Origin of the sequence: Streptomyces sp. NPDC052023 (genome assembly GCF_044548465.1) — a bacterium.
Lineage (GTDB): Bacteria > Actinomycetota > Actinomycetes > Streptomycetales > Streptomycetaceae > Streptomyces.
The window spans coordinates 158,344-183,694 of sequence record NZ_JBIUBW010000016.1; the positions used below are offsets into that span (position 1 = coordinate 158,344).

Genomic DNA, 25,351 nt, shown 5'->3' on the forward strand with positions numbered 1-25,351 from the left:
GTGGCCGCGCACCCCGCGCCCCCGCAGGCGCCTCCGAAGCCCACCTGGGACCCCAGGAGGGCGGCCCCACCGTTCCCGCTCCTGCGGCCGACGATCCGGATACGGCTCACGCTGCTGTACGGCGGCATGTTCCTGATCGCCGGCATCATGCTGCTGTCGATCAACTACCTGCTCGCCGCCAACGCCATGAACCTGGGCAGTGATCTGCCGTTCAAGATCCTCTCCGGCCAGGTGGCCAGCGAGACCTGCAACTTCCCGGGATCGCCGACCGCGGCCGAGCTCAACCAGGCCATGAACGCCTGCGTCAACGAGCAGCGCCAGCACGCCCTGGACAACCTGCTCAGCCGTTCGCTGCTCGCCCTGCTCGGCCTCGCCGTGATCGCTTTCGCCTTCGGCTACGCGATGGCCGGGCGGGTGCTCTCGCCGCTCGGCCGGATCACCCGCACCGCCCGCGCGGTCGCCGGTTCGGACCTGTCCCGGCGGATCGAGCTGGACGGCCCGGACGACGAGCTCAAGGAGCTGGCCGACACCTTCGACGACATGCTGGAGCGGCTGCAGCGGGCCTTCACCGCCCAGCAGCGCTTCGTCGGCAACGCCTCGCACGAGCTCAGAACCCCGCTGGCGATCAATCGCACGCTCCTCGAGGTGCATCTGTCCGACCCGGGTGCGCCTGTGGAGCTCCAGCAGCTCGGCAAGACGCTGCTGGCCACCAACGAGCGCAGCGAGCAGCTCGTGGAGGGCCTGCTGCTGCTCGCCCGCAGCGACAACCAGATCGTCGAGCGAGGGCCCGTGGACCTCGCCGAGGTCGCCTCGCAGGCCATCGACCAGGTGCGCGCCGAGGCGGCCGCCAAGGGCGTCCAGATGCGCGGCACCCGTGAGCCCGCGGTCGTCCAGGGCAACGGCGTCCTGCTGGAGCGGATCGCGCTGAACCTCGTGCAGAACGCCGTGCGGTACAACGTCCCCGAGGGCGGCTGGGTCGAGGTCACCACCGAGATCCAGCACGGCCAGGCAGTGATGGTGGTGGCGAACACCGGGCCGGTGGTGCCGGCGTACGAGGTCGACAACCTCTTCGAGCCGTTCCGCAGGCTCCGCACGGAGCGCACCGGCAGCGACAAGGGTGTCGGTCTCGGCCTGTCCATCGTCCGGTCCGTGGCCCGGGCGCACGGCGGGCACATCGCGGCACGGCCCCGAGAGGGAGGCGGTCTCGTGATGCGCGTCACGTTCCCTATCTGAGATCCTGGCGACACACCCGGGGATGTTCGCTTTGCGCGGAATTTTCGGGGCACCCGTCCGGTGGTCCCATGTGTGATCGATCACAAAGGCGATTTTCCGGCCATCTACTCTCCGTGATCATGTGAGCTGCAGGAAAGCCCGTAAAATGCGGGTTTTCTGGGCCCCTGATCACGGGAAGTACACGGTGGGACCGCGTTGGAGTGCAGCATTCGGACCGTGTACGGTCCCGATCGCCATCCAAGCCGAACACTCATGAGGAGTCCGGTTGGGTGTCGATTGAGTAACAGACCTTGATGTGAGGCAAAATCTCCGCCTCGGGTCGGGCACAAGTCCGGCCTCTCACGCGTTACGTGCGCTGGAGACACCGCAGACAACCCGGAGGGGGAGAGCGACATGGCAACCGACTACGACACCCCACGCAAGACCGACGACGACGTCGACTCGGACAGCCTGGAGGAACTGAAGGCCCGGCGGAACGACAAGTCCGCCTCGGCAGTGGACGTCGACGAGTTCGAGGCCGCAGAGGGCCTCGAACTGCCCGGCGCCGACCTCTCGAACGAGGAGCTCGCGGTCCGCGTGCTGCCCAAGCAGCAGGACGAGTTCACGTGCATGAGCTGCTTCCTGGTGCACCACCGCAGCCAGCTGGCCAGGGAGAAGAACGGTCAGCCGATCTGCCGCGACTGCGACTGAGGTGGGGTCGGCCGTGACTGGCTCGACCCCACCTCGGAAGCGCCGCTTCCCCTGGGGAGCGGACTCAGGGCCGTCCGACGGCCCTCACGGCGTGCGTGACGACGAGCGGGGCTCCTCCGGTACGGGATCGGTCCCTACCGGGTCGGCCTCGCTCGAACCGGTCGGTGACCGGGCCGACCTCCCGGTGCCGGAGCAGGGTCCCACCCCCGTCGCCCGGCGGCGGGCGGCGGTGATCCGGGACAGGGCCAGGGAACTGGCCAGGGACGGCGCCCGCAAGGGCGGACAGCACGCCCGGGCCGGCCTCGGGTACCTCGCCGACCGGCTGATCGAGATCGCCCCTCGGATCCCCGTACGGGACCTGGCGACGCTGCGCAGGCAGTTCCCCGGCCTCGGTCCCGAACAGCTCGCGGACAAGCTCATCGCGGGCGCGGCGAACGCGTCGGCGACGGTCGGAGCGGGCGTGGGGGCGGCGGCGATGCTGCCCATTCCGCCCGCGATGCCCACGGAACTGGCCGCGGAGATCACCGGGGTCGCGGCGATCGAGCTGAAGCTCATCGCCGAACTCCACGAGGTCTACGGCGTGCGGCCGCCGGGAAATCTCAAGGACCGCAGCGGCGCGTATCTGAGGTCGTGGTCCGAGGAGCGCGGCATCGACCCCCTGAAGCCGAACACGGTCAACGCCGCTCTCGGCGTGCAGATGAAGCGCGAACTGCGGCAGCAGATCATGAAACGCATGGTGCGCAACCTGCCGAACCTGATGCCCTTCATGGTGGGCGCCGCGGTCGGCGCGGTCATGAACCGCCGGGACACCAAGAAGCTCGCGGGGCGCATCCGGGCGGACCTGCGGAAGATGCAGGTGCCCTGGGAACGCCTGACGGAGCTGCCGCCGCTGGAGAAACCCGCGGACGCGCTGCCTATGGGGAACGGGCAGCACAAGGAGTCCGGGCGCTGAGCCGCCGGGGGCGGGGCGCCCGGGCCGTCTAGGCGGCGGTGGCCGCTTCCCTCGCCGACCTGATCGCCTCCGCCAGCCGCTGTGGCTCCCGCGTCGACAGGTACAGGTACGGCGTCGGGTCCGCGGGGTCGCTGACCTCGACGCGCAGGGCCGTCGGGATGTAGGCGCGCAGCAGCATGAAGGCACGGGTGTCGGCCTTGTGGGTGCGCCAGGCCCGGGCCTCCTCCGGGCTCAGGATCTCCGCCTCACCCAGCGCCGTGACCGGGATCTTCGCCTCGCCCGCGATCAGGGCGCCGCCCACCACACGGATACGGACCGAGCCGTACGAACTCGCCGCCACCGCGGCGGCGGCCGTGCCGCCGACCAGACCGCCCAGCATCGGCAGCGTGCCGAAGGGCAGCAGGATCAGGGCGAGTGAGACCCCGGCCAGGAAGCTGATCAGCCACCAGGTGCGGGGCGCGGTGAGGCGTTCTTCGTAAGGGGCGGCGGAGGGCTGCATGACGTCAAGCTTGGCACGGTGCCCGCGCACCGCCGGGCTCAGGGGTCCAGCGCGCAGCGCTGTCAGGCAGGGCGGTGGTGGAGACGGGCGGGCGGGTAAGGTCTGCGGCTGTGAGTGGTACATCCCCAGCTCTGACGCCTCCCGCCGACGCGCGAAAGCCCGTGCGGCATGCCGACGCCCCCGCGCCCGGTGAGCTCCTCGGGGCGCACTACGGGCAGTGCTTCGGCTGCGGCGGCGAGCAGCCGCACGGGCTGCACCTGGAAGCGCGGGCGGGTGAAGGGGTGTCGATCACCGCCGAGTTCACCGTACGGCCCGAACACCAGGGCGCCCCCGGCCTCGCGCACGGCGGCGTGCTCGCCACCGCCCTCGACGAGACGCTCGGCTCGCTGAACTGGCTGCTGCGCACCATCGCCGTGACCGGCCGGCTGGAGACGGACTTCGTCCGGCCCGTGCCGGTGGGCGCCACGCTGCACCTCGCGGCCGGGGTGACCGCGGTGGCCGGCCGGAAGATCTACTCCTCCGCCACCGGACGCATAGGTGGCCCCGACGGCCCCGTCGCCGTCCGCGCCGAGGCCCTCTTCATCGAGGTCAAGGTCGATCACTTCATCGACCACGGCCGCGAGGAGGAGCTCCAGGCCGCCATGAACGACCCCGACCAGACCAGGCGCGCCCGCGCCTTCGAGGTGAACCCGTGAGCCACGACCCCGTGAACGTGCTGATCCGGCGCGTCGACGCGGACGTACCGCTTCCGACGTATGCGCACCCCGGTGACGCGGGAGCCGATCTGCGCACCACCGAGGCCCGTGAACTGGCGCCGGGTGAGCGGGCCGTGCTGCCCACCGGAGTGTCTGTCGCGCTGCCTGAGGGGTACGCGGCCTTCGTGCACCCACGTTCCGGCCTCGCCGCCCGCTGCGGTGTCGCCCTCGTGAATGCCCCGGGGACGGTTGATGCCGGGTACCGTGGGGAGATCAAGGTGATCGTGGTGAATCTCGACCCGCGCGAAAGCGTGCGGTTCGAGCGCTTCGACCGGATTGCCCAACTGGTCGTCCAGCAGGTCGAGAGGGTTCGCTTCCAGGAGGTCGCGGAGCTTCCCGGCTCGGTGCGGGCCGAGGGGGGCTTCGGGTCCACCGGCGGCCATGCCGCCGTGGACGACGGGGGCGGCACAAGCGGTCATGCCGCCGTCGGCGGCAAGGCGGGTGGGAATCGATACGCTTCGGTCGTATCCGACCGGGAAGGACAGTGACGTGTTCGGACGTCGCAACAAGAAGGGTGCCGCCGAGGACGCGGCCGGCGAGGCCGAGCAGGTCGTCGACAGCGTCGACACTGAGGCGGACGAAGAGGTCGGGCGCGAGCGGGTGCGGCTGGAGCCGGAGCCGCGGCCCGACGGACCGTGGGACAGCTCCGAGGTGCGGGACGCGGCCGAGGGCCGGGTCGACCTGGGCGGGCTGCTGGTGCCGGGAGTCGACGGCATGGAGCTGCGGGTCGAGGTCGCGGGTGACGCGATCGTCGCGGCGACCGTCGTCCTGAGGGACAGCGCCATCCAGCTGCAGGCCTTCGCCGCTCCCAAGCGTGAGGGCATCTGGGGCGAGGTGCGCGAGGAGATCGCCGGCGGCATCACGCAGCAGGGCGGCATCGTCGACGAGGTCGAGGGCCCGCTCGGCTGGGAGCTGCGGGCCCAGGTGCCGGTGCAGCTGCCGGACGGCACGGGCGGCTTCCAGGTCGTCCGGTTCGTCGGTGTGGACGGGCCCCGCTGGTTCCTGCGCGGTGTGATCTCGGGCCAGGGCGCGGTGCAGCCGCAGGCGGCCGGGCTGCTGGAGAACATCTTCCGGGACACGGTCGTGGTCCGCGGCGAGGGCCCGATGGCGCCCCGCGACCCCATCGTCCTCAAGCTGCCGAACGACGCGCAGATGGTCCCCGAGGGCGTCCAGCAGGACGATCAGAGCAGCTCCCGCTTCTCCGGCGGCATGGGCCAGCTCCAGCGCGGACCGGAGATCACCGAGGTCCGCTGAACAAACGCCTGTACGAAAGGGCCGCACCCCGCCCGGGTGCGGCCCTTTCGCGTGCCGGCGTCCGGGCGGCTGGTGTCCGATACCCGGTGTCCGGGATCCGGTGCGTCAGAGTTCCGTCAAGGACGTCCTCCGGCCCCCTGGTCGCCCCTTTTGCCCGGAACGTTGGCCGTAAGGTCGACGCTGCGTACGCAGCAGTTGCGGAAGACGGACAATGAGGCCATGGCACGCGGCAAGCTTCGGATCTACCTCGGTGCGGCACCGGGTGTGGGCAAGACGTACGCCATGCTGTCCGAGGCGCACCGGCGTGTGGAGCGCGGCACGGACTGTGTGGTGGCTTTCGTCGAGCACCACGACCGGCCGCGGACCGAGGTGATGCTGCACGGTCTTGAGCAGGTTCCGCGCAAGCGGCTGGAGTACCGCGGCGGGATCTTCACCGAGATGGATGTGGACGCGGTGCTGGCGCGTCGTCCGCGGGTGGCGTTGGTGGACGAGCTGGCGCATACGAATGTTCCGGGTTCGCGTCATGCCAAGCGGTGGCAGGACGTGGAGGAGTTGCTCGGGGCGGGCATCGATGTGGTGTCGACGGTGAACATCCAGCATCTGGAGTCGCTGTGTGACGTGGTGGAGTCGATCACGGGGGTGCGGCAGCAGGAGACGGTGCCGGACGAGGTGGTGCGGCGGGCGGATCAGATCGAGCTTGTCGACATGTCGCCGCAGGCGCTGCGTCGTCGTATGGCGCATGGGAACGTCTACAAGCCGGACAAGGTGGATGCGGCGCTGTCGAACTATTTCCGGCCGGGGAATCTGACGGCGTTGCGGGAGCTGGCGTTGCTGTGGGTGGCGGACCGGGTCGACGAGTATCTGAAGCAGTACCGCAGTGAGCATCGGGTGTCGCGGATCTGGGGTTCGCGGGAGCGGATCGTGGTGGGGCTGACGGGTGGTCCGGAGGGGCGGACGTTGATCCGGCGGGCGGCGCGGCTGGCGGAGAAGGGTGCCGGGGGTGAGGTGCTGGCCGTGTACATAGCGCGCAGTGACGGGCTGACGGGGGCTTCGCCGAAGGAGCTGGCGGTGCAGCGGACGCTGGTGGAGGATCTTGGGGGGACGTTTCATCATGTGGTGGGGGATGACATACCCGCGGCGTTGCTGGATTTCGCGCGGGGTGTGAATGCCACGCAGATCGTGCTGGGGTCGTCGCGGCGCAAGGCGTGGCAGTACGTGTTCGGGCCGGGTGTGGGGGCGACGGTGGCTCGGGAGTCGGGTCCGGATCTGGATGTGCACATCGTCACGCACGACGAGGCGGGCAAGGGGCGGGGACTGCCCGTCGCCCGCGGCGCACGCCTGGGGCGGTCCCGGATCATCTGGGGCTGGGCCGTCGGCCTGGCCGGTCCGGCCATCCTCGCGGTGCTGCTGAACGCCGTCGACCTCGGCCTCGCCAACAACGTGCTGCTGTTCCTGGCGCTGACGGTCGCGGCGGCGCTGCTCGGCGGGCTCCTGCCCGCACTGGCGTCGGCGGCCGTCGGAACGTTCCTGCTGAACTGGTTCTTCACCCCGCCGGTGCACACCCTGACCATCGCCGACCCGAAGAACATCGTCGCCATCGCGATCTTCGTCGGCGTCGCGGTGGCGGTGGCGTCGGTGGTGGACCTCGCGGCCCGGCGTACGCACCAAGCCGCCCGGCTGCGGGCCGAGTCGGAGATCCTGTCCTTCCTCGCGGGCAACGTGCTGCGCGGCGAGACCAGTCTGGAGGCCCTGCTGGAGCGGGTGCGCGAGACCTTCGGCATGGAGTCGGCCGCGTTGCTGGAGCGCGAGAGCGACATCGACCCGTGGACCTGTGTGGGCCGCGTCGGAGCCGGCGGGCCGCTGGAGCGCCCGGAGGACGCGGACGTGGACATGCCGGTGGGGGACCACCTCGCGCTGGCGCTGACCGGCCGGGTGCTGCCCGCCGAGGACCGCCGGGTGCTGGCCGCGTTCGCCGCCCAGGCCGTGGTCGTGCTGGACCGGCGCCGCCTCCAGGAGGAGGCCGAGCAGGCGCGCGCCCTCGCCGAGGGCAACCGCATCCGCACGGCGCTGCTCGCCGCCGTCAGCCACGACCTCCGTACCCCCCTCGCCGGCATCAAGGCGGCGGTCTCCAGCCTGCGGTCCGACGACGTGGCGTGGTCCGAGGAAGACCAGGCAGAGCTTCTCGAAGGCATCGAGAAGGGCGCCGACCGGCTGGACCACCTCGTCGGCAATCTGCTCGACATGTCCCGCCTGCAGACGGGCACGGTCACGCCGATCATCCGCGAGATCGACCTCGACGAGGTCGTGCCGATGGCGCTGGGCGGCGTACCCGAGGACAGCGTGACCCTGGACGTGCCGGAGACACTGCCGATGGTCCGGGTGGACGCCGGGCTGCTGGAGCGGGCGGTGGCCAACATCGTGGAGAACGCCGTCAAGTACAGCCCGGACGGTACGCCCGTGCTGGTCGCCGCCAGCGCCATCGCCGACCGCGTCGAGGTGCGGGTCGTGGACCGCGGGCCCGGGGTGCCGGACGACGGGAAGGAGCGGATCTTCGAGCCGTTCCAGCGGTACGGCGACGCCCCCCGGGGCGCCGGGGTCGGCCTCGGCCTCGCGGTCGCACGCGGCTTCGCCGAGGCGATGGGCGGCACCCTGAACGCCGAGGACACACCCGGCGGCGGCCTCACCATGGTCCTGACCCTTCGCGCGGGGGCGCGTCCCAGGTCCCTCTCCGTACCTTCAGAAAGGCAGGCCTCATGGTGAGTCCCGCGGGGGGTGCACCCCAGACCCCCAGAGTGCTTGTGGTCGACGACGAGCCGCAGATCGTGCGCGCCCTGGTGATCAACCTCAAGGCACGCAAGTACGAGGTCGACGCGGCCCAGGACGGGGCCACCGCCCTCCAGCTCGCCGCCGCCCGCCACCCCGACGTCGTGGTCCTCGACCTGGGGCTGCCCGACATGGACGGCGTCGAGGTGATCAGGGGGCTACGCGGCTGGACGCGGGTGCCGATCATCGTGCTGTCGGCGCGGCACACCTCCGACGAGAAGGTCGAGGCGCTCGACGCGGGCGCCGACGACTACGTCACCAAGCCGTTCGGCATGGACGAACTGCTCGCCCGGCTGCGGGCCGCGGTGCGCCGTGCCGAGCCCGCCGGGGCCGGTGAGGACGAGGTGGTCGTGGAGACGGCGGAGTTCACCGTCGACCTCGCGGCGAAGAAGGTCAACCGCGACGGCCGGGACGTCCGGCTGACGCCCACGGAGTGGCATCTGCTGGAGGTGCTGGTGCGCAACACCGGCAAGCTGGTCAGCCAGAAGCAGCTGCTCCAGGAGGTCTGGGGGCCGTCGTACGGGACGGAGACGAACTATCTCCGCGTGTACATGGCCCAACTGCGGCGGAAGCTGGAGGCTGATCCGTCCCATCCCAAGCACTTCATAACGGAGCCGGGCATGGGCTACCGCTTCGAGAAGTGAGCCGGGGGACGGGCCGGCGACCTCGGCCTCGGGGCCGGGATTCGGGTCGCGGTCGTGCCGTCGGTTCGCGCGGTGGGACCGGGGTAGGTGACTGGGGGTAGGTTGCTGTCAGTCACCCCGGTAGGCTTCAGACATGAGTGCTGTTCCTCGTTCCGACAAGCCGGTGGGCCGGTTCCGGCGCATGCTCGACCGGCTCTCCTCTTCGCAGGAGGACCTGGAGTCCGAGGAGCTGCGGGAGGATGCCGAGACCGCGGGCTGTACGCGCATCGGCGACTGTCACGACCGGCAGATCGTCACGGTTACTGGTACCTTGCGCACGGTCACGCTGCGTCCGCGTGCGGGAGTTCCGGCCCTGGAGGCCGAGTTGTTCGACGGCTCCGCCGCCCTGGACGTGGTGTGGCTCGGCAGGCGCTCCATTGTCGGAATAGAACCGGGGCGCAAGCTGATCGCATCGGGCCGGATCTCGATGAGCCGGGGCCGCCGGGTGCTGTTCAACCCCAAGTACGAACTGAGACCCCTCGGACGGGAGTAGCCGGTGACGTCGCTCGACAAGCCGACTGAACACACCGAAGACACGGAGCATGAAGTCCGGGCAGTGACGGAGGCCGCGCTGTTCGAGGCCTTCGGCGGCGTGCGGGGCATGATCGAGACGGTGCTGCCTGGCCTCCTCTTCGTGACCATCTACACGCTCAACAAGGATCTGCACCTGTCGGCGATCGCCGCCCTTGGTGTGTCCGTGCTGCTCGTGGTGGTCCGCCTGGCGATGAGGGACACCGTGAAGCACGCCTTCAGCGGTGTCTTCGGCGTGGCCTTCGGTGTCGTCTTCGCGATGATGACCGGAAACGCCAAGGACTTCTATCTGCCCGGCATGCTTTACACGCTGGGCCTGGCACTGGCGTACATCGTCACGACGCTGGCAGGCGTCCCGCTGATCGGACTCATGCTCGGCCCGGTCTTCAAGGAGAACCTCTCCTGGCGCACCCGGAACCCGGGCCGCAAGAAGGCGTACGCCAAGGCCAGCTGGGCCTGGGGTCTGATCCTGCTCGCCAAGTGCGCGATCCTCTTCCCGCTGTACTGGTGGGCCGACACCACGCAGCTCGGCTGGGTGCTGGTCGCGCTGAAGATTCCGCCCTTCCTACTGGCGGTCTGGCTGACCTGGGTCTTCCTGGCCAAGGCTCCGCCGCCCATCGACGTCTTCGCCGAGATGGAGGCGGAGGAGAAGCGCCGGGAGGCGGAGGAGCGGCGGGACGTCGGGGCGAGGTCGGGGGAGTAGGCCTCCGGCCGGGGCCTGGCCGGCTGGGCCGGGGGCCCGGTGGAGTGGCCGGAGGTGTGCCGGCCGGGCGGCGGGCGCCGTGGGTATACCGCGGGCCCCGTGCGGGTCGTCGGGCCGGTGTGCGGCGGTCGGGCTGATGGTCGCCGTGGGAATTCGGGCGAGTCAGGTGACGTCTGGGACGTGGCCGGGCTCGTCGACCGTTTTCTGAGCCTGAGGGGCTGGCTGGCTGTGGGGTTGGCTGGCTGTGGGGTTTGCTGGCTGTGGTGCTGGCTGAGGGGTTTGCTGGCTGTGGTGCTGGCTGGCCGTGGGGCTGGCTGTCTGGGGGACGGCTCGCGCGGACGGGAAGGCGGGGCCGGGCTCCCCGGGAGGGTTCGCGGCGGTCGGTTGCGCCAGAGTGCGGGCGGCGGGAGTCGTTCGGGCTGGGCGAGGGGGTGCCCGACGGGTCGGCCTAGCGTGCTGACTGGCCGGGGCCGTTGTCGCGGTCGGCGGGATGCATTCGGGCTGGTCGGGCGTGTGTATTCAGGCTGGTCGGGCGGGCGTGGTTCCGGCGGGTGGGGTGAGCTGAAGTCGGGGCTGGCTCGGTGGCGGCAGGTGTCCGGGGCGGTCCGGTGGGCGTGCGGGTCGGGTGTGTGAGGGCCGGTGTGGCGGTCGGCGGGGTGTATTCGGGCTGGTCGGGCGTGGTTCCGGCGGGGTCGGGTGAGCTGAGGTTTTGGCCTGGTGGGCGGCTCGGCGGGTGTCTTGGGCGGTCTGGTGGGCGTGCGGTGGGGCTGTGCGGGGGCCGGTGTGCAGGTGTCGGGGCCGGGGCGGGTGTTTGCGGTGGCTGGGCGCGGGGCCGGCGCCGCACATGGGGTGGGCCGGTCTGCTTCTTCGGTGGGTCGGTGAGCGGACGTCGGGGGCGTTCGGCGTGCTGCGGCTGAGGGGGTGTCCAGTTGCCGCGCACTCCGGCCACCGGCCCGCCTGACAGGCGAGGGCGCCCCGCGACGTGCGGGGCGCCCTCGGTGTCGTGGAGGCCGGTCTCAGCCTGCGGGGTGTTCGCGGCGGACCGACAGCAGGTCTTCCAGCTGCTCCTCGCGGGCCTGGGCGGCCACGAAGAGCAGTTCGTCGCCTGCCTCCAGGGAGTCCTCACGGGACGGGGTGAGGACGCGGGTGCCGCGGATGATGGTGACCAGGGAGGTGTCCTCGGGCCACTCCACGTCGCCGACCTGGGTACCTGCCAGGGCCGACTCCTCCGGCAGGGTCAGCTCGACGAGGTTGGCGTCGCCGTGGCTGAAGCGCAGCAGACGGACCAGGTCGCCGACGCTGACCGCCTCCTCGACCAGGGCGGACATAAGCCGAGGCGTGGAGACGGCGACGTCGACGCCCCAGGACTCGTTGAACAGCCACTCGTTCTTGGGGTTGTTGACGCGGGCGACGACGCGCGGGACGCCGTACTCCGTCTTGGCCAGCAGGGAGACGACCAGGTTCACCTTGTCGTCGCCCGTGGCGGCGATCACGACGTTGCAGCGCTGGAGCGCCGCCTCGTCCAATGACGTGATCTCGCAGGCGTCCGCGAGCAGCCACTCGGCCTGCGGGACACGCTCGACCGAGATGGCGGTCGGCGCCTTGTCGATGAGCAGTACCTCGTGGCCGTTCTCCAGCAGCTCACCGGCGATCGACCGGCCGACCGCGCCGGCTCCGGCAATGGCGACGCGCATCAGTGACCGCCCTCCAACTCGGGTCCCTCGGCGAACGACGCCTCGACCTTCTCGACATCGTCGCTGCGCATCATCACGTGCACCAGGTCGCCCTCCTGCAGCACCGTCTGCGAGGTGGGCAGTATGGCCTCGCCGAGCCGGGTGAGGAACGCCACGCGGACGCCCGTCTCCTCCTGGAGCTTGCTGATCTTGTGGCCGACCCAGGCGCTGGAGGCGTGCACCTCGGCGAGCTGGACCCCGCCGGTCGGGTCGCGCCAGAGCGGCTCGGAACCGGACGGCAGCAGCCGGCGGAGCATCTGGTCCGCCGTCCAGCGGACGGTGGCGACCGTCGGGATGCCGAGGCGCTGGTAGACCTCGGCGCGGCGGGGGTCGTAGATGCGGGCGGCGACGTTCTCGACACCGAACATCTCGCGGGCCACCCGGGCGGCGATGATGTTGGAGTTGTCGCCGCTGGAGACCGCGGCGAAGGCGCCCGCCTCCTCGATGCCGGCCTCGCGCAGGGTGTCCTGGTCGAAGCCGACGCCGGTGACCCTGCGGCCACCGAACGAGGAGCCCAGTCGTCGGAAGGCGGTGGGGTCCTGGTCGATCACCGCGACCGTGTGCCCCTGTTGCTCCAGGGTCTGGGCGAGAGCGGATCCCACTCTGCCGCAGCCCATGATGACGATGTGCACGACCGTCCTTCCGAGGTCAGGAGATGTTGCCTTGGTTTGAAACAGGGTCTCAGACCGCCGACCAAGCTACACACGCGCGGTACGCGGCGGGGACCCCTGTGCACGGTTCGCGGCGATCAGCGGCGGCTGATGCTCCAGACGCTGAGGACGGTGAGGATGCCGAGTCCCACCAGGGAGGCGGTGGCGCCGATGAGCTCTGCGGTCGCGGGCATGGGTCCTCCGGGGGGCTAGAGGGGGCAGGCATAGAGGGAGCACATACGGGAAGACCGTACGAAAAGGTCGCACCGATAGGTCGTACGGACGGGTCGTACGGAAAGGGTTTTGTCATATAGGCATGTGGATGGTCGTGTCGGTCGGAACCGTGCCCTGACCTGCCGGGTATTTCACCCGGGGGGCAGATCTGGGGAGGCCGGTGGGCGACCCCCTGTTCGAAGGCTTACGATCCTCTGTTGTGTCCAAACTGACCGACGTGCCCAAACGGATCCTGATCGGGCGCGCGCTGCGCAGTGACCGGCTGGGAGAAACACTCCTGCCGAAGCGCGTCGCACTCCCCGTCTTCGCTTCCGACCCGCTCTCCTCCGTGGCGTACGCGCCCGGCGAGGTGCTGCTGGTCCTGTCCATCGCGGGTTTGTCGGCCTACCACTTCAGCCCCTGGATCGCCGCCGCGGTGGTCGTGCTGATGTTCACGGTCGTCGCCTCCTACCGGCAGAACGTCCACGCCTACCCGAGCGGAGGCGGTGACTACGAGGTCGCGACCACCAACCTCGGCCCCAAGGCCGGTCTCACCGTCGCCAGCGCCCTGCTCGTCGACTACGTCCTGACCGTCGCCGTCTCCATCTCCTCCGGCATCGAGAACCTCGGCTCGGCGATCCCGTTCGTCGTGGAGCACAAGGTGTTCTGCGCGATGGCGGTGATCGTGCTGCTGACGTTGATGAACCTGCGCGGGGTCAAGGAGTCGGGCAAGCTGTTCGCGATTCCGACGTACGTCTTCGTCGGCGGCGTCTTCATCATGATCACCTGGGGTTCCTTCCGCGGTCTGGTGCTGGGCGACACGATGCGGGCGCCCACGGCCGACTTCGAGATCAAGCCCGAGCACCAGGGCCTCGCGGGCTTCGCCCTGGTCTTCCTGCTGCTGCGGGCCTTCTCCTCCGGCTGCGCCGCACTCACCGGCGTAGAGGCGATCTCCAACGGCGTCCCGGCCTTCCGCAAGCCCAAGTCGCGCAACGCCGCGACCACGCTGGCGCTGATGGGCCTGCTGGCCGTCACCATGTTCTGCGGCATCATCGGCCTCGCCATGGCCTCCAACGTGCGGATGGCCGAGAACCCGGCCCACGACCTGCTCGACAACGGCGTTCCCGTCGGCTCCGACTACGTCCAGAACCCGGTGATCTCGCAGGTCGCCGAGGCGGTGTTCGGCAGGGGCAGCTTCCTGTTCGTCGTGCTGGCCGCGGCCACCGCGCTGGTGCTCTTCCTCGCCGCGAACACGGCGTACAACGGCTTCCCGGTGCTCGGCTCGATCCTCGCCCAGGACCGCTACCTTCCGCGCCAGCTGCACACACGCGGTGACCGCCTCGCCTTCTCCAACGGCATCGTGCTGCTGGCCGGCGCCGCCGCGCTGCTGGTCTGGGTCTACGGCGCCGACTCCACGCGCCTGATCCAGCTGTACATCGTCGGTGTGTTCGTCTCCTTCACCCTCAGCCAGACCGGCATGGTCCGGCACTGGAACCGCCACCTGGCCACCGAGACCGATCCCGCCAAGCGCCGCCACATGGTCCGCTCGCGCGCGATCAACACCTTCGGCGCCTTCTTCACCGCCCTGGTGCTGGTCGTCGTGCTGGTCACCAAGTTCACCCACGGCGCCTGGGTGGCGCTGCTCGGCATGGTGATCTTCTACGTGACCATGACCGCGATCCGCCGCCACTACGACCACGTGTCCAAGGAACTCGCCGCCCCCGACGGGCCGAGCGACGACAGCGTCCGGCCGGCGCGGATCCACTCGGTGGTCCTCATCTCCAAGATCCACCGCCCGGCGCTGCGGGCCCTCGCCTACGCCAAGCTGCTGCGGGCGGACACCCTCGAGGCACTCAGCGTCAACGTCGACCCGGCCGACACCAAGGTGCTGCGCGAGGAGTGGGAACGGCGCGGGATCACCGTCCCGCTGAAGGTGCTGGACTCGCCGTACCGCGAGGTCACGCGGCCGGTCATCGAGTACGTGAAGAGCCTGCGGCGGGAGTCGCCGCGGGACGTGGTGTCCGTGATCATCCCGGAGTACGTGGTCGGGCACTGGTACGAGCATCTGCTGCACAACCAGAGCGCGTTGCGGCTGAAGGGGCGGCTGCTCTTCACGCCGGGCGTGATGGTGACGTCGGTGCCCTATCAGCTGGCGTCGTCCGAGGTGGCGAAGAAGCGGGCACGGAAGCGGCAGGACTGGAACGCGCCGGGATCGGTGCGGCGCGGACCGGCACAGGAGCGGCCCAAGGAGCCGAGCGGCAAGGAGTGAGCGGGCCCGGTGCCCCGCCGTCGGCGCCCGGCGTCGGGGTGCCCGGGAGCACGTAGACTGGTGGGCTGTTGTCCGGTCGTACCCCCTCTCGCATCTGGAGCGCCCCCGCCATGCAGGCAGAACCGAAGAAACCGCAGGCGGGGTCGCTCGTGGGGGAGGAGTACGAGGTCGAGGTCGGCCCCGTCGCCCATGGTGGGCACTGCATCGCGCGCACCGACGCGGGCCAGGTGCTCTTCGTCCGGCACACGCTGCCCGGTGAGCGGGTCGTCGCCCGGGTGACCGAGGGCGAGGAGGGCGCGCGTTTCCTGCGGGCCGACGCGGTCGAGGTGCTCACGGCGTCCAAGGACCGTGTCGAGGCGCCCTGCCCCTACGCCGGCCCCGGCCGGTGCGGCGGCTGCGACTGGCAGCACGCCAAGCCGGGGGCGCAGCGGCGGCTGAAGGGCGAGGTCGTCGCGGAGCAGTTGCAGCGGCTCGCCGGGCTCACGCCCGAGGAAGCGGGCTGGGACGGCACGGTGATGCCGGCCGAGGGTGACAAACTGCCGGCGGGGCAGGTGCCGCAGTGGCGGACACGGGTGCAGTACGCCGTGGACGCCTCGGGGCGTGCGGGGCTGCGCCGGCACCGCTCGCACGAGGTGGAGCCGATCGACCACTGCATGATCGCCGCCGAGGGCGTCAGTGAGCTGGGCATCGAGAAGCGTGAGTGGCCCGGGATGGCGTCGGTCGAGGCGATCGCGGCGACCGGCTCGCAGGACCGGCAGGTGATCCTGACGCCGCGGCCGGGGGCACGGCTGCCGATCGTCGAGCTGGACCGGCCGGTGTCGGTGATGCGGGTCGGGGAGAAGGACGGGGGCGTGCATCGCGTCCACGGCCGGCCCTTCGTCAGGGAGCGGGCGGACGACCGTACCTACCGGGTCGGTTCCGGCGGCTTCTGGCAGGTCCACCCGAAGGCGGCCGAGACGCTGGTGACGGCGGTCATGCAGGGCCTGTTGCCGCGCAAGGGCGACATGGCGCTCGACCTGTACTGCGGCGTCGGCCTGTTCGCGGGCGCACTGGCCGACCGGGTCGGCGAGAAGGGCGCGGTCCTCGGCATCGAGTCCGGCAAGCGGGCGGTGGAGGACGCGCGGCACAACCTCGCCGACTTCGACCGCGTGCGCATCGAGCAGGGCAAGGTCGAGTCGATCCTGCCGCGCACCGGTATCACGGAGGTCGACCTCGTCGTCCTGGACCCACCCCGGGCCGGGGCGGGCCGCAAGACGGTGGAGCACCTGGTGTCGCTCGGCGCCCGGCGGATCGCGTATGTGGCGTGCGATCCGGCGGCGTTGGCGCGGGATCTGGGGTACTTCCGGGACGGGGGGTATCGGGTGCGGATGTTGCGGGCGTTCGATCTGTTTCCGATGACGTCGCACGTGGAGTGCGTTGCGATCCTGGAGCCTGCGCTTAAGAGCGCCTGATCTGCGAATCTTCTGATTGTCCAGGTTTCGGTGCAGTACGTCGACGTGCTTGCCACGAGGGCCCGGGAAGGATGAGAGGTGGTCCTCGTGTCTTCGCTCAGCCTGCGCGAACCATTCTGGACGCTCGTTCTCCCCAGGCGCTGGGCGTGCATGGGGGCGGTCAAGGCCGTTCCGCTCGTGGGTCTTCCTTCAGTCAGCGTGCCGTTCGGCCCGCGAGGCCGTCGCCAGGTCAGCAGCAGGCAATGCGAGCGCGGTGGAATCGGCCGTCCCGGTAGGAAGGATGCGGCTGAGGAGCGGCCCGGTCACCGCCGTGGTCACCACCGCCATCACCACCATCAGGGAGTACAGCTTGTCGTCCAGCACGCCCAGCTCCAGGCCCACACCGAGCACCACCAGTTCGGTGAGCCCTCGTGTGTTCAGCAGGGCGCCGAGCGCGGCGGCGTGACGGCTGTCGAGGCCACCTAGGCGAGCTCCGAGGTACGCGCCGAGGAACTTGCCGGTCACGGCCACGACGAGGATGGCGGCCAGCTCTCCGAAGTCCGAGGCGTCCAGTTGGGAGAGATCGACCTTGAGCCCCGACAGCACGAAGTAGACGGGGAGCAGGAGCAGGCCGCACAGTGGCTCGATCCGCTGCAGTACCCCGTCGCGCAGGGTGCCGCCGCTGCCCCGGGGCATGACGGCGCCGAACAGGAACGCTCCGAAGATGTAGTGCAGGCCCAGCCACTCGGTGCAGGCAGCCGAGATGAGGAGCCCGCCCAGCACCAGGGCCAGGAAGTTCCTGTCGGGGCCCGGACCGTCGGCATCCATGGCCTTGCCCCGTTCGCTTGCCCGCCGGAGCAGTGGGCGGACGACGGCGACCATCAGGGCGACGTACGGCACCAGCAGCGCGATCCGCCAGTCGAGGCGTTCGCCCGTGGCGACGGCCACGACCACCGCCAGCATGGTCCAGGCCAGAAGGTCGGTGATCGCCGCGCAGGTCAAGGCGGTCGTGCCGAGCCGTGTGTGGGCCAGCTTTCGGTCGGCGATGATCCTGGCCAGCACGGGGAACGCCGTCACGGCCATCGAGACCGCGAAGAACAGCACGAAGCCGACGGAGGAACCGTGGTGGTGGTGCGACTCCATCAGCGGCCACGCGAGCGCTGCGCCCAGACCCAGCGGCAGCACGGTCGAGAAGAGGGTCGCCCACAGGGTGACCGGGCCTCCTCCGCGCAGGATGCCGAGATCGAGCTCCATGCCGACGAGGAACATGAAGAGCGCGACACCCACACCGGCGAGCGCACTCAGCAGGGGCCGCACCTCGGTTGGGAAGAGAGCCCCGGAGAGATGTTCGCCGAACAGGGTGGGCCCCAGCAGTACACCGGCGAGGATCTCGCCGATGACCGCCGGCTGGCCCAGGGCACGCGCCACCGCGCCCATGACGCGAGCCATACCGAGGATGAGGGCGAGGTCCAGGAGGAGGTACACCGTCTGCGAGGCCGTCACGGGTGGGCTCCGGCCTCGATGACTCGCTGATACACGCCTTCGAGCGACTGCTCGGTGATCAGCCGGCTCACGGGCAGGCGGTGACCCGTCTCACGCTCCAGTGCCACCACGAGGCGCAGCACATGAAGCGATTCCCAGTGCAGCAACTGGTCGAAATCCGTCCCCAGTTCCGACTCGGCCAGGGGTAGTCCGAGCTCGTCGCGCACGATCTCCAGAAATGCCGAGCGGCTGATCACGAAGGCTCCTTGAGGTCGGTGCTGAGCTGGATATGACCGGGGACGCCGGGCAGCTCTTCGAGGCTGTGGCGGAATTCGGCCGAGGCCTCGTTGCCGCCGCTGCGGACGAAGCCCAGCGAGGGGTAGAAGTCCGCGAACCGGCGGTTGCGCTCGGTCGCGCGGTACGTGCCGGTGACGGCCGTGTGCCCCTGTGCGCGGGCGTACGTCAGCAGGGACGCCATGGCAGCGGCCTCGACGCCCCGGTCGAAGACGCGGCAGCTGAGGAGCATGTTGTGGATGTGCAGCGTGGCGTCCTGGCGGCGGGCGAAGACGGCGCCGATCAGTCCGTTGTCGCCGAAGCGGTCGGCCGAACGCACGGACAGCACCAAGCCTTCCGGATCCTCGCACCATGCCGTGACGTCGGCTGAACTCAGGCGCTCGCCGGTGAGGTTGAACTGGTTCGTCCGCAGCGTCAGCTGCGAGAGCCGCTCGGTTTCGAAGCCCTTGCCGCGCGAGACGGAGACAGTGACGCCGAGCTCCTGAAGATACGACTCCGCCGATCCGACGGCATCACGCAGCTTCTGACGCCCCGCCAGGTGGCGATAGCTCTCGCTCCTGCGGCGGTCCTCGTCGGTGAGCCGGAGCGTCGCGAACCAGTCGTCCGTGAGCAATCGCTCGACGTGCAGGGCAGGTTCATCGTCCAGACGTACCACGGCGACTTGCGGCAGGGACGACGAGACGAGGCCGCATTCGGCCGGTGAGTCGTCGACGAAGACGAAGCTGTCCAGGCCGAGGTCGAGCGCTTCGGCGATGAGGCGCAGATTGGCGTCCTTGGGCTGCCAGTTGGCGACGACCTTGGCGAAATCTGACTGACGTAACGTCATATCTGAGTGCTCAGAAAGCACTTGGCTCACCAGATCGTCGTCGTTCTTGCTGCAGACGGCCAGTAGTACGCCCTGGGAGGCCAGTTGACGAACGACGCGCTGGAAGGCGCCGAAGGCCTCGCCGCGCAGTGTGGAGGCAGCGGCGACGCGGTCCGGGCCGTCGTCGCCCAGTACGCCGTCCCACAAGGTGTTGTCGAGGTCCACGGCCAGCACCTTCTTGCTTCGGCCGCGGAACGCACGGATGAGATGGGTGACTTCGCGGGCGTAGGCGGCGAGCAGTTCGTCGCTGAAGCGCGCCTTCGCGTACTGGGCCATCCGCGCGTCGCTGAGGGACCCGCTCGCGGCGACCAGCTGTTCCATGTCGATGACCGCGACACGATCGGAACGGGCGGCGAGCTTCAGCAGACGGATGTTCAGTTCCCGCCAATTTACGCCGATCTGGCAGCGTGTCGCGTGATCGACGAACTGATGACTGAGCGATCGGGGCAGCACGATCGTGTTGAGCACTAGGCGTCCGGATCCCTCGGTGAGGAAGCGCTCGGTGAGTTCCTCGAGTTCGGTGCCGAACTCGGAGGCCGCCTTCTCCACGTCGGAGGCGGTCCACGGCCCGGGGAGCCGGTCGAACACCGCCTGTGCGTCGAGCAGGCAGAGCACGGCCTCGAAGTTCTCGGTGTAGAGCGGGCTCGCCGTGTCGCCGAGGTCCTTGCGGTAGGCCGCGAAATCGCTCAGGCGCGGGCGGAACACCCAGCCGTGCCTGGCCAGTTCGGCTGTCAGCGGAGCGACCAGCCCGTCGAGAGTGGACCAGCCGGTCACCGCCAGCGACACCACCTCCGTCTCGGGATGGTGTTCCCTGATCCGGTCGGGATCCAGTCGCTTCAGCAGCGTGCCGGCGCGAATCAGGTCGGCCGGACGTCCGTCCGGCGCCAGGTCGGCCAGGATTCCGGCCACGGAGCCGTAGTGTTCGGCGAGGCCGCCCTGGGCGGCAAGGGTACGCAGGCGATCGAGTGGCGACGCGGTCACTCGTAACTCCTTGTCGTATAACGGAAACTGACACAGCGACATGATCGTAACCGGTCAGTAGTGAGTCGCCAGGGATCTCGTTCGGGCATGTAAGATCCAAAACCATTGCTCGCCGACCGGTGGATTCCTGCCTCCGGAGACCAGCAGACGGGCAGCGCCAGTTGGGGGACTGTGGTGACGGGACCGTGTACGGCCGTGACAAGAGTCGATGAGGCCTGCACCAGCATCGACGTGCCTCCGACCCGGCCGTCAAGGCCCTGAACTCCACGCCCCGTTGGCTCCTTGGCCACTCTGTCGGTGCTCCCACGCTCGTCCCGCTCACCGCAAGCCGACGAACCCAGTGGGCTTACCGGAAGGGAAACTCATGCTCGCTCGGCATATCTCCGTCCACTCCTGTTACGCCGAAGTCAACGGCGGTGAGGAGGCGTCACATAGGCAGGCTGTAACACAACTTGCGCACCTGAGGAAGCGTCGGCTCGAAGAGTTGGCGGCCGCTTCGGGGCACGGTGATCCAACACGGATCGACTGGAACGCGCGACGGTTCCCGGTGCTCGCCGCGCTCGCTCCGGTGATGACCTCGGAGGAGGGTGAGATCACCTACCCCGGCGATCCCATGTGCCTCTACGCCGCACTGAGCGTCGTCGTGGACAACGGACTCCGTTCGGCCCGGCACGGTGCGGGAGCCGAGTCGCCCTTCTCCGACCTCTGCCCGGACTGGGGCACCCCGGTGACGAAGAGGCAGCGGCTGACCGCGGAACACGGTCTGCGCCCGTGGGGCGAGCACGACAGCACACCCGACCACACCGTCTTCGATCCCCGAGTGTGGGACGGGCAGGCCAAAGCCGATCTGCGCGCCGAACTCTCCCGCCGCCGCCCGCGGGTCCTGCTGATCAGCACGGTCTCGCCCGGCCACCGCTACGCGCTGGAGATGGCCGCCATCGCCCGCGAGGTGGTGCCCGACTGCCTGGTGGTGTTCGGTGGCCGTCACATCGACGAGACCATGCGGTACCTGCCCGCGACGGGAACCCTCGCGCTGGAGTACAGCAGCACCCTGCGCGCGATCGATGACCGCAGGGTCGGCCCCGTCGTGGACTTCCTGGTGTCCGGCGAGGGGTATTTCGCGCTCGACCTGCTGATGAGGGCCATCGCCCTGGCCATGGACCTGGGGCGCACCCGGGCCGACGTCGCCGATGTCGTGCGGATGCTCGACCTGCTGGGTGCCGCCGGTGAGCGAGTACCCGGGTCGTCGCTCATCTGCGCCGTGCAGGCGGAGGCTGTGCACGCTTTTCCCGTCCGTGGTCCCAAGTTCGATCTGGCCGACCTGCCCTCCCCGTACCAGGGCTTCGCCGTGCGCTCCCGCTTCCCCGTCTTCCCGCTGGCCGACGGCAGCCCCGCCCGTACGGCCCATATGACCGTCTCCAACGCGTGCCCGTACCACTGCGACTTCTGCTCGGAGTCGGCCGTGCTCGCGGGAGGCCTCAAGCGCTTCGGCAAGTCGCCGGCCGAGGCGGCGCTGGAGCGGGTCTGCGAGTACGTGAGTTACGGCGCGGAGGCCGTCTTCTTCGACGACTCCATCTTCTGGAGCGGCACCTTCCCGGCCATCCGCGCCTTCTGCGAAGCGCTCCGGGCGGCCCGCACGGCGTCGGGGCCCGAGGAACTGCCCGAGCGCTGCCGCAAGTGGATCAGAGGCGAAGATGACTGGGAGCGCCTGCGGAACCTCCAGTTCGGCTGTCAGGTGACGGCCGACCTGCTGACCACGCTGCACAAGGAGCAGGACGTCCGTGAGGTCCTGGGCATGCTCCGCGAGGCCGGCTGCACCTACCTCTACATGGGCATCGAGAGCATGTCGGCCGAGGTGATGCAGCATGTGCACAAGAACGTCCGGCGTATCGCCGACTTCCCCTGGAAGGCCAAGGTCCGTATGGCCCTGGATCGCATCCGGGACGCCGGAATCCCGGTCGGCAGCTCGGTGCTGTTCGGCCTTGAGGGCGAGACGAGAGAGACCATCGAGGAGACGGTCGCCGAGGTCGGGCGGCTCATCGATGACGGGCTGCTGATGCTGGCCAGCCCCAACATCCTGACGTACCACCCCGGCACGCCCATCACCAGGGCGCACGGGATGACGGAGAAGCTCGATTACCACTCGCCGGACGTGGAGAACCGCCCGCCGTACACCTTCTTCGAGGAGGCGTTCCCCGGTGTGGTCTCCCAGCGGCTGAGCGAGGACGAGGTCTGGTACATCCACGAGGCCACCGCGAAGCGCTGGGGCTCCGTGCGCAACTCCGCCGAGCCGGGGACCAGGACCACCGCAGCGGTCACCGCATGAGGGCATGAGGGAGTCAGAGGCATGGAGAAGATTCTGGACACGCTGCGCGCGGTGGTGGCCGAGCGCAGCAAGGGACTCCCCGACGAGGATTTCCTGCTGCGCAGCATGTGGGGGGTGGACTACCGGTCCCAGCCCACCGCGTACGAGCGGTTCATGGTGTACAGCTTCGTCATGGCGCAGACCGTGCGCCAGGGCTGCTGTTACGCCGATTTCGGGACGGTCGGCCTCGGCAAGTCGCACGACGCGCTGATCGGCCGGGACGCGCGCGAGGTGCGCGGCGGCACGCTCGCGGAGGACATAGCGATCCTCGACGCCGCCTTCGGCGTACTGCCCCGCGACCCGTACCGGACGCTGACTCTCGACGGCACCCCGGAGCGCAAGGCGCTGGCCCGGGCCGAGGTGGTGGTGGGTGAGGCGATGGAGCAGCTCCGGCGGACCGGGGGGCGTCGTGTCGCCCAGGTCGGGGTGATGGGCAATCTGATCCATGTCCTCCAGCGGGAGGGCGTCACCATCACCGCGAGCGACTTCGACCCGGAGCTGATCGAACACGGGGTCCTCGGTGTCCCCGTGGTGTCCGGCGATGACAGCGCGAGGCTTGTCGCGGAGAGCGATGTCGCCCTGGTCTGCGGGGAGACCCTGGCCAGTGAAACGCTTGAAGAACTCGTCCTGACGGCCAATCAACACGCAACCAGGCTCGTGGTGTTCGCGGTGTCGGGTTGTCATTTCGCCCAGGAATACTGCCGGACCATCGGCATCGACGCGGTCATCGCCGAGCCGCAGCCGCAGTATCTCTTCCAGGGTCCCTCGACGCTGGAGATTCACCGCAAGGACGCTCGCTGAAAAACCGGCGCGCTCTCTGACGCTACATCAAAGTAGCGTTGCCAAGGGGCAGTTCGATTTGTTGTTGATACGATCATCATTCGATCCGACGGTGGCGCAGCCGCTGAATCGTCGCTAGGAGTGCAAGACATGAGCCTCGCTGAACTGTTCGAGGAGCAGGTGCGGCGCAATCCGTCCGCGATAGCGGTGGCGTGCGGCGACCAGCGGCTCTCCTATGCCGAACTCGACGCTCAGGCCAATCGGTTGGCCCGCCAGCTGCTGGCCGGTGGCGCGGGGCCCGAGCGCATGGTCGCGCTGGCGCTCGGCAGGAGCGTGGACACCGTCGTCGCCGTCCTTGCGGTGCTCAAGTCGGGCGCCGCGTACGTGCCCATCAGCCCGGAGTATCCGGCCGAGCGGGTCTCGCTGATCGTCCGCGACGCCGCGCCCGTCTGCCTCCTCGCCGACGGCGCGTCGGCGCCCGGCCTGCCCGCTCTCGACGTCCCCGTCCTCACGCTGGACCATCCGGACACCGCCGCCGACCTGGCCGGCTCGGACGGCGGACCGATCGGCGACGACGAGCGCGGCGGTGCTCGTGACGCCGCCCAGGCGGCCTACGTTATCTACACCTCCGGGTCGACCGGCGTCCCGAAGGGCGTGGTCACCACCCATGCCAACGTGGCGCGGCTCTTCCGGCGCGAGGACCACTGGCTGGACTGCGGCCCCTCGGATGCCTGGGCGTGGTTCCACTCGTACGCCTTCGACTTCTCGGTGTGGGAGATCTGGGGAGCTCTCCTCACCGGGGCGCGGGTCGTGGTCGTGCCCCGTGACGTCAGTCGTTCACCGGGTGAGCTGCTTCAGCTGCTCGCCCGGGAACGGGTCACCATCCTCAGTCAGACGCCGTCCGCCTTCGACGAGCTGCTGGCCGCCGGTGCCGATGCCGATGCCGACATCTGGTCCCGGCTCGCCCTGCGCCGTGTGGTGTTCGGTGGCGAGGCCCTGTCGGCGCGCGCCGTCTCCGACCTGAACGAGGTGCTGCCCGGCTGCCGCGCGGTCAACGTCTATGGGCCGACCGAGACCACGGTCCACGCCACCACCGGCTACGTGGAACCGGACGGAAACGTTCCGTCGATCGGCCGTCCGGTCGACGGCTCACGGGTCTTCGTCCTGGACGCCCAGCTGCGTCCTGTGCTCCCCGGAGTCACCGGCGAGCTGTACGTCGCCGGGGCCGGCCTCGGCCGCGGTTATCTGGCCCGTCCCGGCCTGACCGCTTCCCGGTTCGTGGCCAACCCCTTCGGCGAGCCGGGCGAGCGGATGTACCGGACCGGCGACCTGGTCCGCTGGCGCTCGGACCGCCGCCTGGAGTTCATGGGCCGCGCCGACGGCCAGGTGAAGCTGCGCGGTTTCCGTATCGAGCTCGGCGAGATCGAATCCGTTCTGGCCGAGCACCCCGCCGTCGACCGGGCCGTGGTGGCCCTGCGCGAGGACCAGCCCGGGGACAAGCGTCTGGTCGGATACGTCATAGCGGAGCAGGGCGAGGAGCTGGCGGAACGCGAGTTCGCCTTCGCCAGGCTGCTGCGTGACTACCTCCAGCGGCGGCTGCCGGACCACATGGTCCCGTCCGCCTTCGCCGTCCTGGACGCCTTCCCGCTGAACGCGAACGGCAAGCTTGACCGCGCCGCGCTGCCGGAACCCGACGCCGGGATGATCTCGATGGGCCGTCGGCCCCGCAATCCGCAGGAGGAGATCCTCTGCGACCTCTTCGCCGAGGTCCTCGGTCTGCCGTCCGTGGGCGTCGACGAGAGCTTCTTCGACCTCGGTGGCCACTCGCTCATGGCCACGCGTCTGATCAACCGCATCAGGGCCACCCTGGGCGCGGAGCTGACCATCCGCATGCTGTTCCAGGCGCCCACCGTGGAGGGGCTGTCCCGCCGGCTCGACAGCTCGGGGGCGGTGCGTCCGCCGGTGCGGCCCATGGAGCGGCCCGAGCCGGTGCCGCTGTCGTACGCGCAGCGGCGGCTGTGGTTCCTCCAGAAGTTGGAGGACTCGCCCGCCTACAACATTCCGTTGGCATTGCGGCTTTCGGGAGAGTTGGACCGGGAGGCGTTGCGGGCGGCGCTGGGTGATGTGGTGGGCCGGCATGAGAGTCTGCGGACGGTCTTTCCGGAG

General features: G+C 69.8%; 21 protein-coding genes. 15 read left to right on the plus strand and 6 right to left on the minus strand.

All coding sequences use genetic code 11. From position 1 onward, the window contains the following. From ACIHCM_RS27585 to ACIHCM_RS27595, 3 genes are all read left to right on the plus strand, one after another. Entirely contained in the window at positions 1 to 1,233 is a 1,233-nt protein-coding gene (locus tag ACIHCM_RS27585; RefSeq protein WP_399901194.1) for a sensor histidine kinase, read from the plus strand. 393 nt (positions 1,234 to 1,626) lie between these two features. After that, positions 1,627 to 1,923 carry a DUF4193 domain-containing protein gene (locus ACIHCM_RS27590; protein WP_003993510.1) on the plus strand — a complete coding sequence of 99 codons (297 nt, stop codon included), beginning with the start codon at positions 1,627 to 1,629 and terminating at the stop codon, positions 1,921 to 1,923. A gap of 13 nt (positions 1,924 to 1,936) precedes the next feature. Beyond that, entirely contained in the window at positions 1,937 to 2,875 is a 939-nt protein-coding gene (locus ACIHCM_RS27595; RefSeq protein ID WP_399901197.1) for a hypothetical protein, read from the plus strand. A gap of 28 nt (positions 2,876 to 2,903) precedes the next feature. Here ACIHCM_RS27595 and ACIHCM_RS27600 read toward each other — a convergent pair whose 3' ends face one another. Further along, the gene (locus ACIHCM_RS27600) at positions 2,904 to 3,374 is read right to left on the minus strand and encodes a DUF3093 domain-containing protein (protein ID WP_399901198.1); all 471 of its coding nucleotides are present in this window, start codon (positions 3,372 to 3,374) and stop codon (positions 2,904 to 2,906) included. Between the two features lie 110 nt (positions 3,375 to 3,484). On the opposite strand from ACIHCM_RS27600, the gene ACIHCM_RS27605 reads away from it, so the two are divergent. The 7 genes from ACIHCM_RS27605 to ACIHCM_RS27635 all read left to right on the plus strand — a co-directional run bounded on the left by ACIHCM_RS27605 (position 3,485) and on the right by ACIHCM_RS27635 (position 10,123). Then, positions 3,485 to 4,069 carry a PaaI family thioesterase gene (locus ACIHCM_RS27605; protein ID WP_399901200.1) on the plus strand — a complete coding sequence of 195 codons (585 nt, stop codon included), beginning with the start codon at positions 3,485 to 3,487 and terminating at the stop codon, positions 4,067 to 4,069. Next, entirely contained in the window at positions 4,066 to 4,617 is a 552-nt protein-coding gene (gene dut / locus ACIHCM_RS27610; RefSeq protein WP_399901203.1) for a dUTP diphosphatase, read from the plus strand. The genes ACIHCM_RS27605 and dut overlap by 4 nt, the downstream gene beginning before the upstream one ends. Position 4,618: 1 nt before the next feature. Next, positions 4,619 to 5,383 carry a DUF3710 domain-containing protein gene (locus tag ACIHCM_RS27615; RefSeq protein ID WP_399901205.1) on the plus strand — a complete coding sequence of 255 codons (765 nt, stop codon included), beginning with the start codon at positions 4,619 to 4,621 and terminating at the stop codon, positions 5,381 to 5,383. Positions 5,384 to 5,602: 219 nt separating this feature from the next. Further along, a complete protein-coding gene (locus ACIHCM_RS27620; RefSeq protein ID WP_399901208.1) occupies positions 5,603 to 8,143 on the plus strand; it encodes an ATP-binding protein in 2,541 nt (846 codons plus the stop codon). Further along, positions 8,137 to 8,850 (plus strand): response regulator, encoded by a 714-nt coding sequence (locus tag ACIHCM_RS27625; protein ID WP_399901210.1) that lies wholly within the window; start codon positions 8,137 to 8,139, stop codon positions 8,848 to 8,850. Before ACIHCM_RS27620 ends, ACIHCM_RS27625 begins: the two co-directional genes overlap by 7 nt. Before the next feature lie 133 nt (positions 8,851 to 8,983). Continuing rightward, complete coding sequence (locus ACIHCM_RS27630; protein WP_385386436.1) at positions 8,984 to 9,382, plus strand: OB-fold nucleic acid binding domain-containing protein; 399 nt, start codon at positions 8,984 to 8,986, stop codon at positions 9,380 to 9,382. Positions 9,383 to 9,385: 3 nt separating this feature from the next. Next, a complete protein-coding gene (locus tag ACIHCM_RS27635; protein WP_399901214.1) occupies positions 9,386 to 10,123 on the plus strand; it encodes a DUF3159 domain-containing protein in 738 nt (245 codons plus the stop codon). 1,016 nt (positions 10,124 to 11,139) lie between these two features. Here the strand turns inward: ACIHCM_RS27635 and ACIHCM_RS27640 are convergent. Then, positions 11,140 to 11,817 (minus strand): potassium channel family protein, encoded by a 678-nt coding sequence (locus ACIHCM_RS27640; RefSeq protein ID WP_393106754.1) that lies wholly within the window; start codon positions 11,815 to 11,817, stop codon positions 11,140 to 11,142. Continuing rightward, positions 11,817 to 12,488, minus strand: a complete 672-nt coding sequence (locus tag ACIHCM_RS27645) for an NAD-binding protein (RefSeq protein WP_385386442.1) — start codon at positions 12,486 to 12,488, stop codon at positions 11,817 to 11,819. Before ACIHCM_RS27645 ends, ACIHCM_RS27640 begins: the two co-directional genes overlap by 1 nt. A gap of 451 nt (positions 12,489 to 12,939) precedes the next feature. On the opposite strand from ACIHCM_RS27645, the gene ACIHCM_RS27650 reads away from it, so the two are divergent. Then, on the plus strand, positions 12,940 to 14,988 hold the full coding sequence (locus tag ACIHCM_RS27650) for an APC family permease (protein ID WP_399901217.1): 2,049 nt from the start codon (positions 12,940 to 12,942) through the stop codon (positions 14,986 to 14,988). A gap of 110 nt (positions 14,989 to 15,098) precedes the next feature. Further along, positions 15,099 to 16,439 (plus strand): class I SAM-dependent RNA methyltransferase, encoded by a 1,341-nt coding sequence (locus ACIHCM_RS27655; protein ID WP_399901219.1) that lies wholly within the window; start codon positions 15,099 to 15,101, stop codon positions 16,437 to 16,439. Positions 16,440 to 16,628: 189 nt separating this feature from the next. Here ACIHCM_RS27655 and ACIHCM_RS27660 read toward each other — a convergent pair whose 3' ends face one another. From ACIHCM_RS27660 to ACIHCM_RS27670, 3 genes are read right to left on the minus strand one after another with little or no spacing between them, the layout of a single operon-like run. Further along, positions 16,629 to 17,921 carry a cation:proton antiporter gene (locus ACIHCM_RS27660; protein WP_399901222.1) on the minus strand — a complete coding sequence of 431 codons (1,293 nt, stop codon included), beginning with the start codon at positions 17,919 to 17,921 and terminating at the stop codon, positions 16,629 to 16,631. After that, entirely contained in the window at positions 17,918 to 18,157 is a 240-nt protein-coding gene (locus ACIHCM_RS27665; RefSeq protein ID WP_399901225.1) for an acyl carrier protein, read from the minus strand. Before ACIHCM_RS27665 ends, ACIHCM_RS27660 begins: the two co-directional genes overlap by 4 nt. Further along, positions 18,154 to 20,040: an HAD-IIIC family phosphatase gene (locus tag ACIHCM_RS27670; protein WP_399901228.1), complete on the minus strand. Its 1,887-nt coding sequence runs from the start codon at positions 20,038 to 20,040 to the stop codon at positions 18,154 to 18,156. The genes ACIHCM_RS27665 and ACIHCM_RS27670 overlap by 4 nt, the downstream gene beginning before the upstream one ends. A gap of 571 nt (positions 20,041 to 20,611) precedes the next feature. Between ACIHCM_RS27670 and ACIHCM_RS27675 the strand changes: the two genes are divergently transcribed. The 3 genes from ACIHCM_RS27675 to ACIHCM_RS27685 form a co-directional block, all read left to right on the plus strand. After that, positions 20,612 to 22,366 carry a B12-binding domain-containing radical SAM protein gene (locus tag ACIHCM_RS27675; RefSeq protein ID WP_399901231.1) on the plus strand — a complete coding sequence of 585 codons (1,755 nt, stop codon included), beginning with the start codon at positions 20,612 to 20,614 and terminating at the stop codon, positions 22,364 to 22,366. A 21-nt stretch (positions 22,367 to 22,387) separates the two neighbouring features. Next, complete coding sequence (locus ACIHCM_RS27680; RefSeq protein WP_399901234.1) at positions 22,388 to 23,206, plus strand: Rossmann-like domain-containing protein; 819 nt, start codon at positions 22,388 to 22,390, stop codon at positions 23,204 to 23,206. Between the two features lie 129 nt (positions 23,207 to 23,335). After that, positions 23,336 to 25,351: amino acid adenylation domain-containing protein (locus ACIHCM_RS27685; protein ID WP_399901237.1), on the plus strand; the 2,016-nt coding region annotated here is incomplete at its 3' end.

What these genes read in the sequence shown, in the direction of transcription:
- ACIHCM_RS27620 (WP_399901208.1), top strand. Translation starts at nt 5,603, where the DNA reads ATGGCACGCGGCAAGCTTCGGATCTACCTCGGTGCGGCACCGGGTGTG.
- ACIHCM_RS27675 (WP_399901231.1), top strand. Translation starts at nt 20,612, where the DNA reads ATGACCTCGGAGGAGGGTGAGATCACCTACCCCGGCGATCCCATGTGC.
- ACIHCM_RS27655 (WP_399901219.1), top strand. Translation starts at nt 15,099, where the DNA reads ATGCAGGCAGAACCGAAGAAACCGCAGGCGGGGTCGCTCGTGGGGGAG.
- ACIHCM_RS27630 (WP_385386436.1), top strand. Translation starts at nt 8,984, where the DNA reads ATGAGTGCTGTTCCTCGTTCCGACAAGCCGGTGGGCCGGTTCCGGCGC.
- ACIHCM_RS27590 (WP_003993510.1), top strand. Translation starts at nt 1,627, where the DNA reads ATGGCAACCGACTACGACACCCCACGCAAGACCGACGACGACGTCGAC.
- ACIHCM_RS27680 (WP_399901234.1), top strand. Translation starts at nt 22,388, where the DNA reads ATGGAGAAGATTCTGGACACGCTGCGCGCGGTGGTGGCCGAGCGCAGC.
- ACIHCM_RS27625 (WP_399901210.1), top strand. Translation starts at nt 8,137, where the DNA reads ATGGTGAGTCCCGCGGGGGGTGCACCCCAGACCCCCAGAGTGCTTGTG.
- ACIHCM_RS27640 (WP_393106754.1), bottom strand. Translation starts at nt 11,817, where the DNA reads ATGCGCGTCGCCATTGCCGGAGCCGGCGCGGTCGGCCGGTCGATCGCC.
- ACIHCM_RS27600 (WP_399901198.1), bottom strand. Translation starts at nt 3,374, where the DNA reads ATGCAGCCCTCCGCCGCCCCTTACGAAGAACGCCTCACCGCGCCCCGC.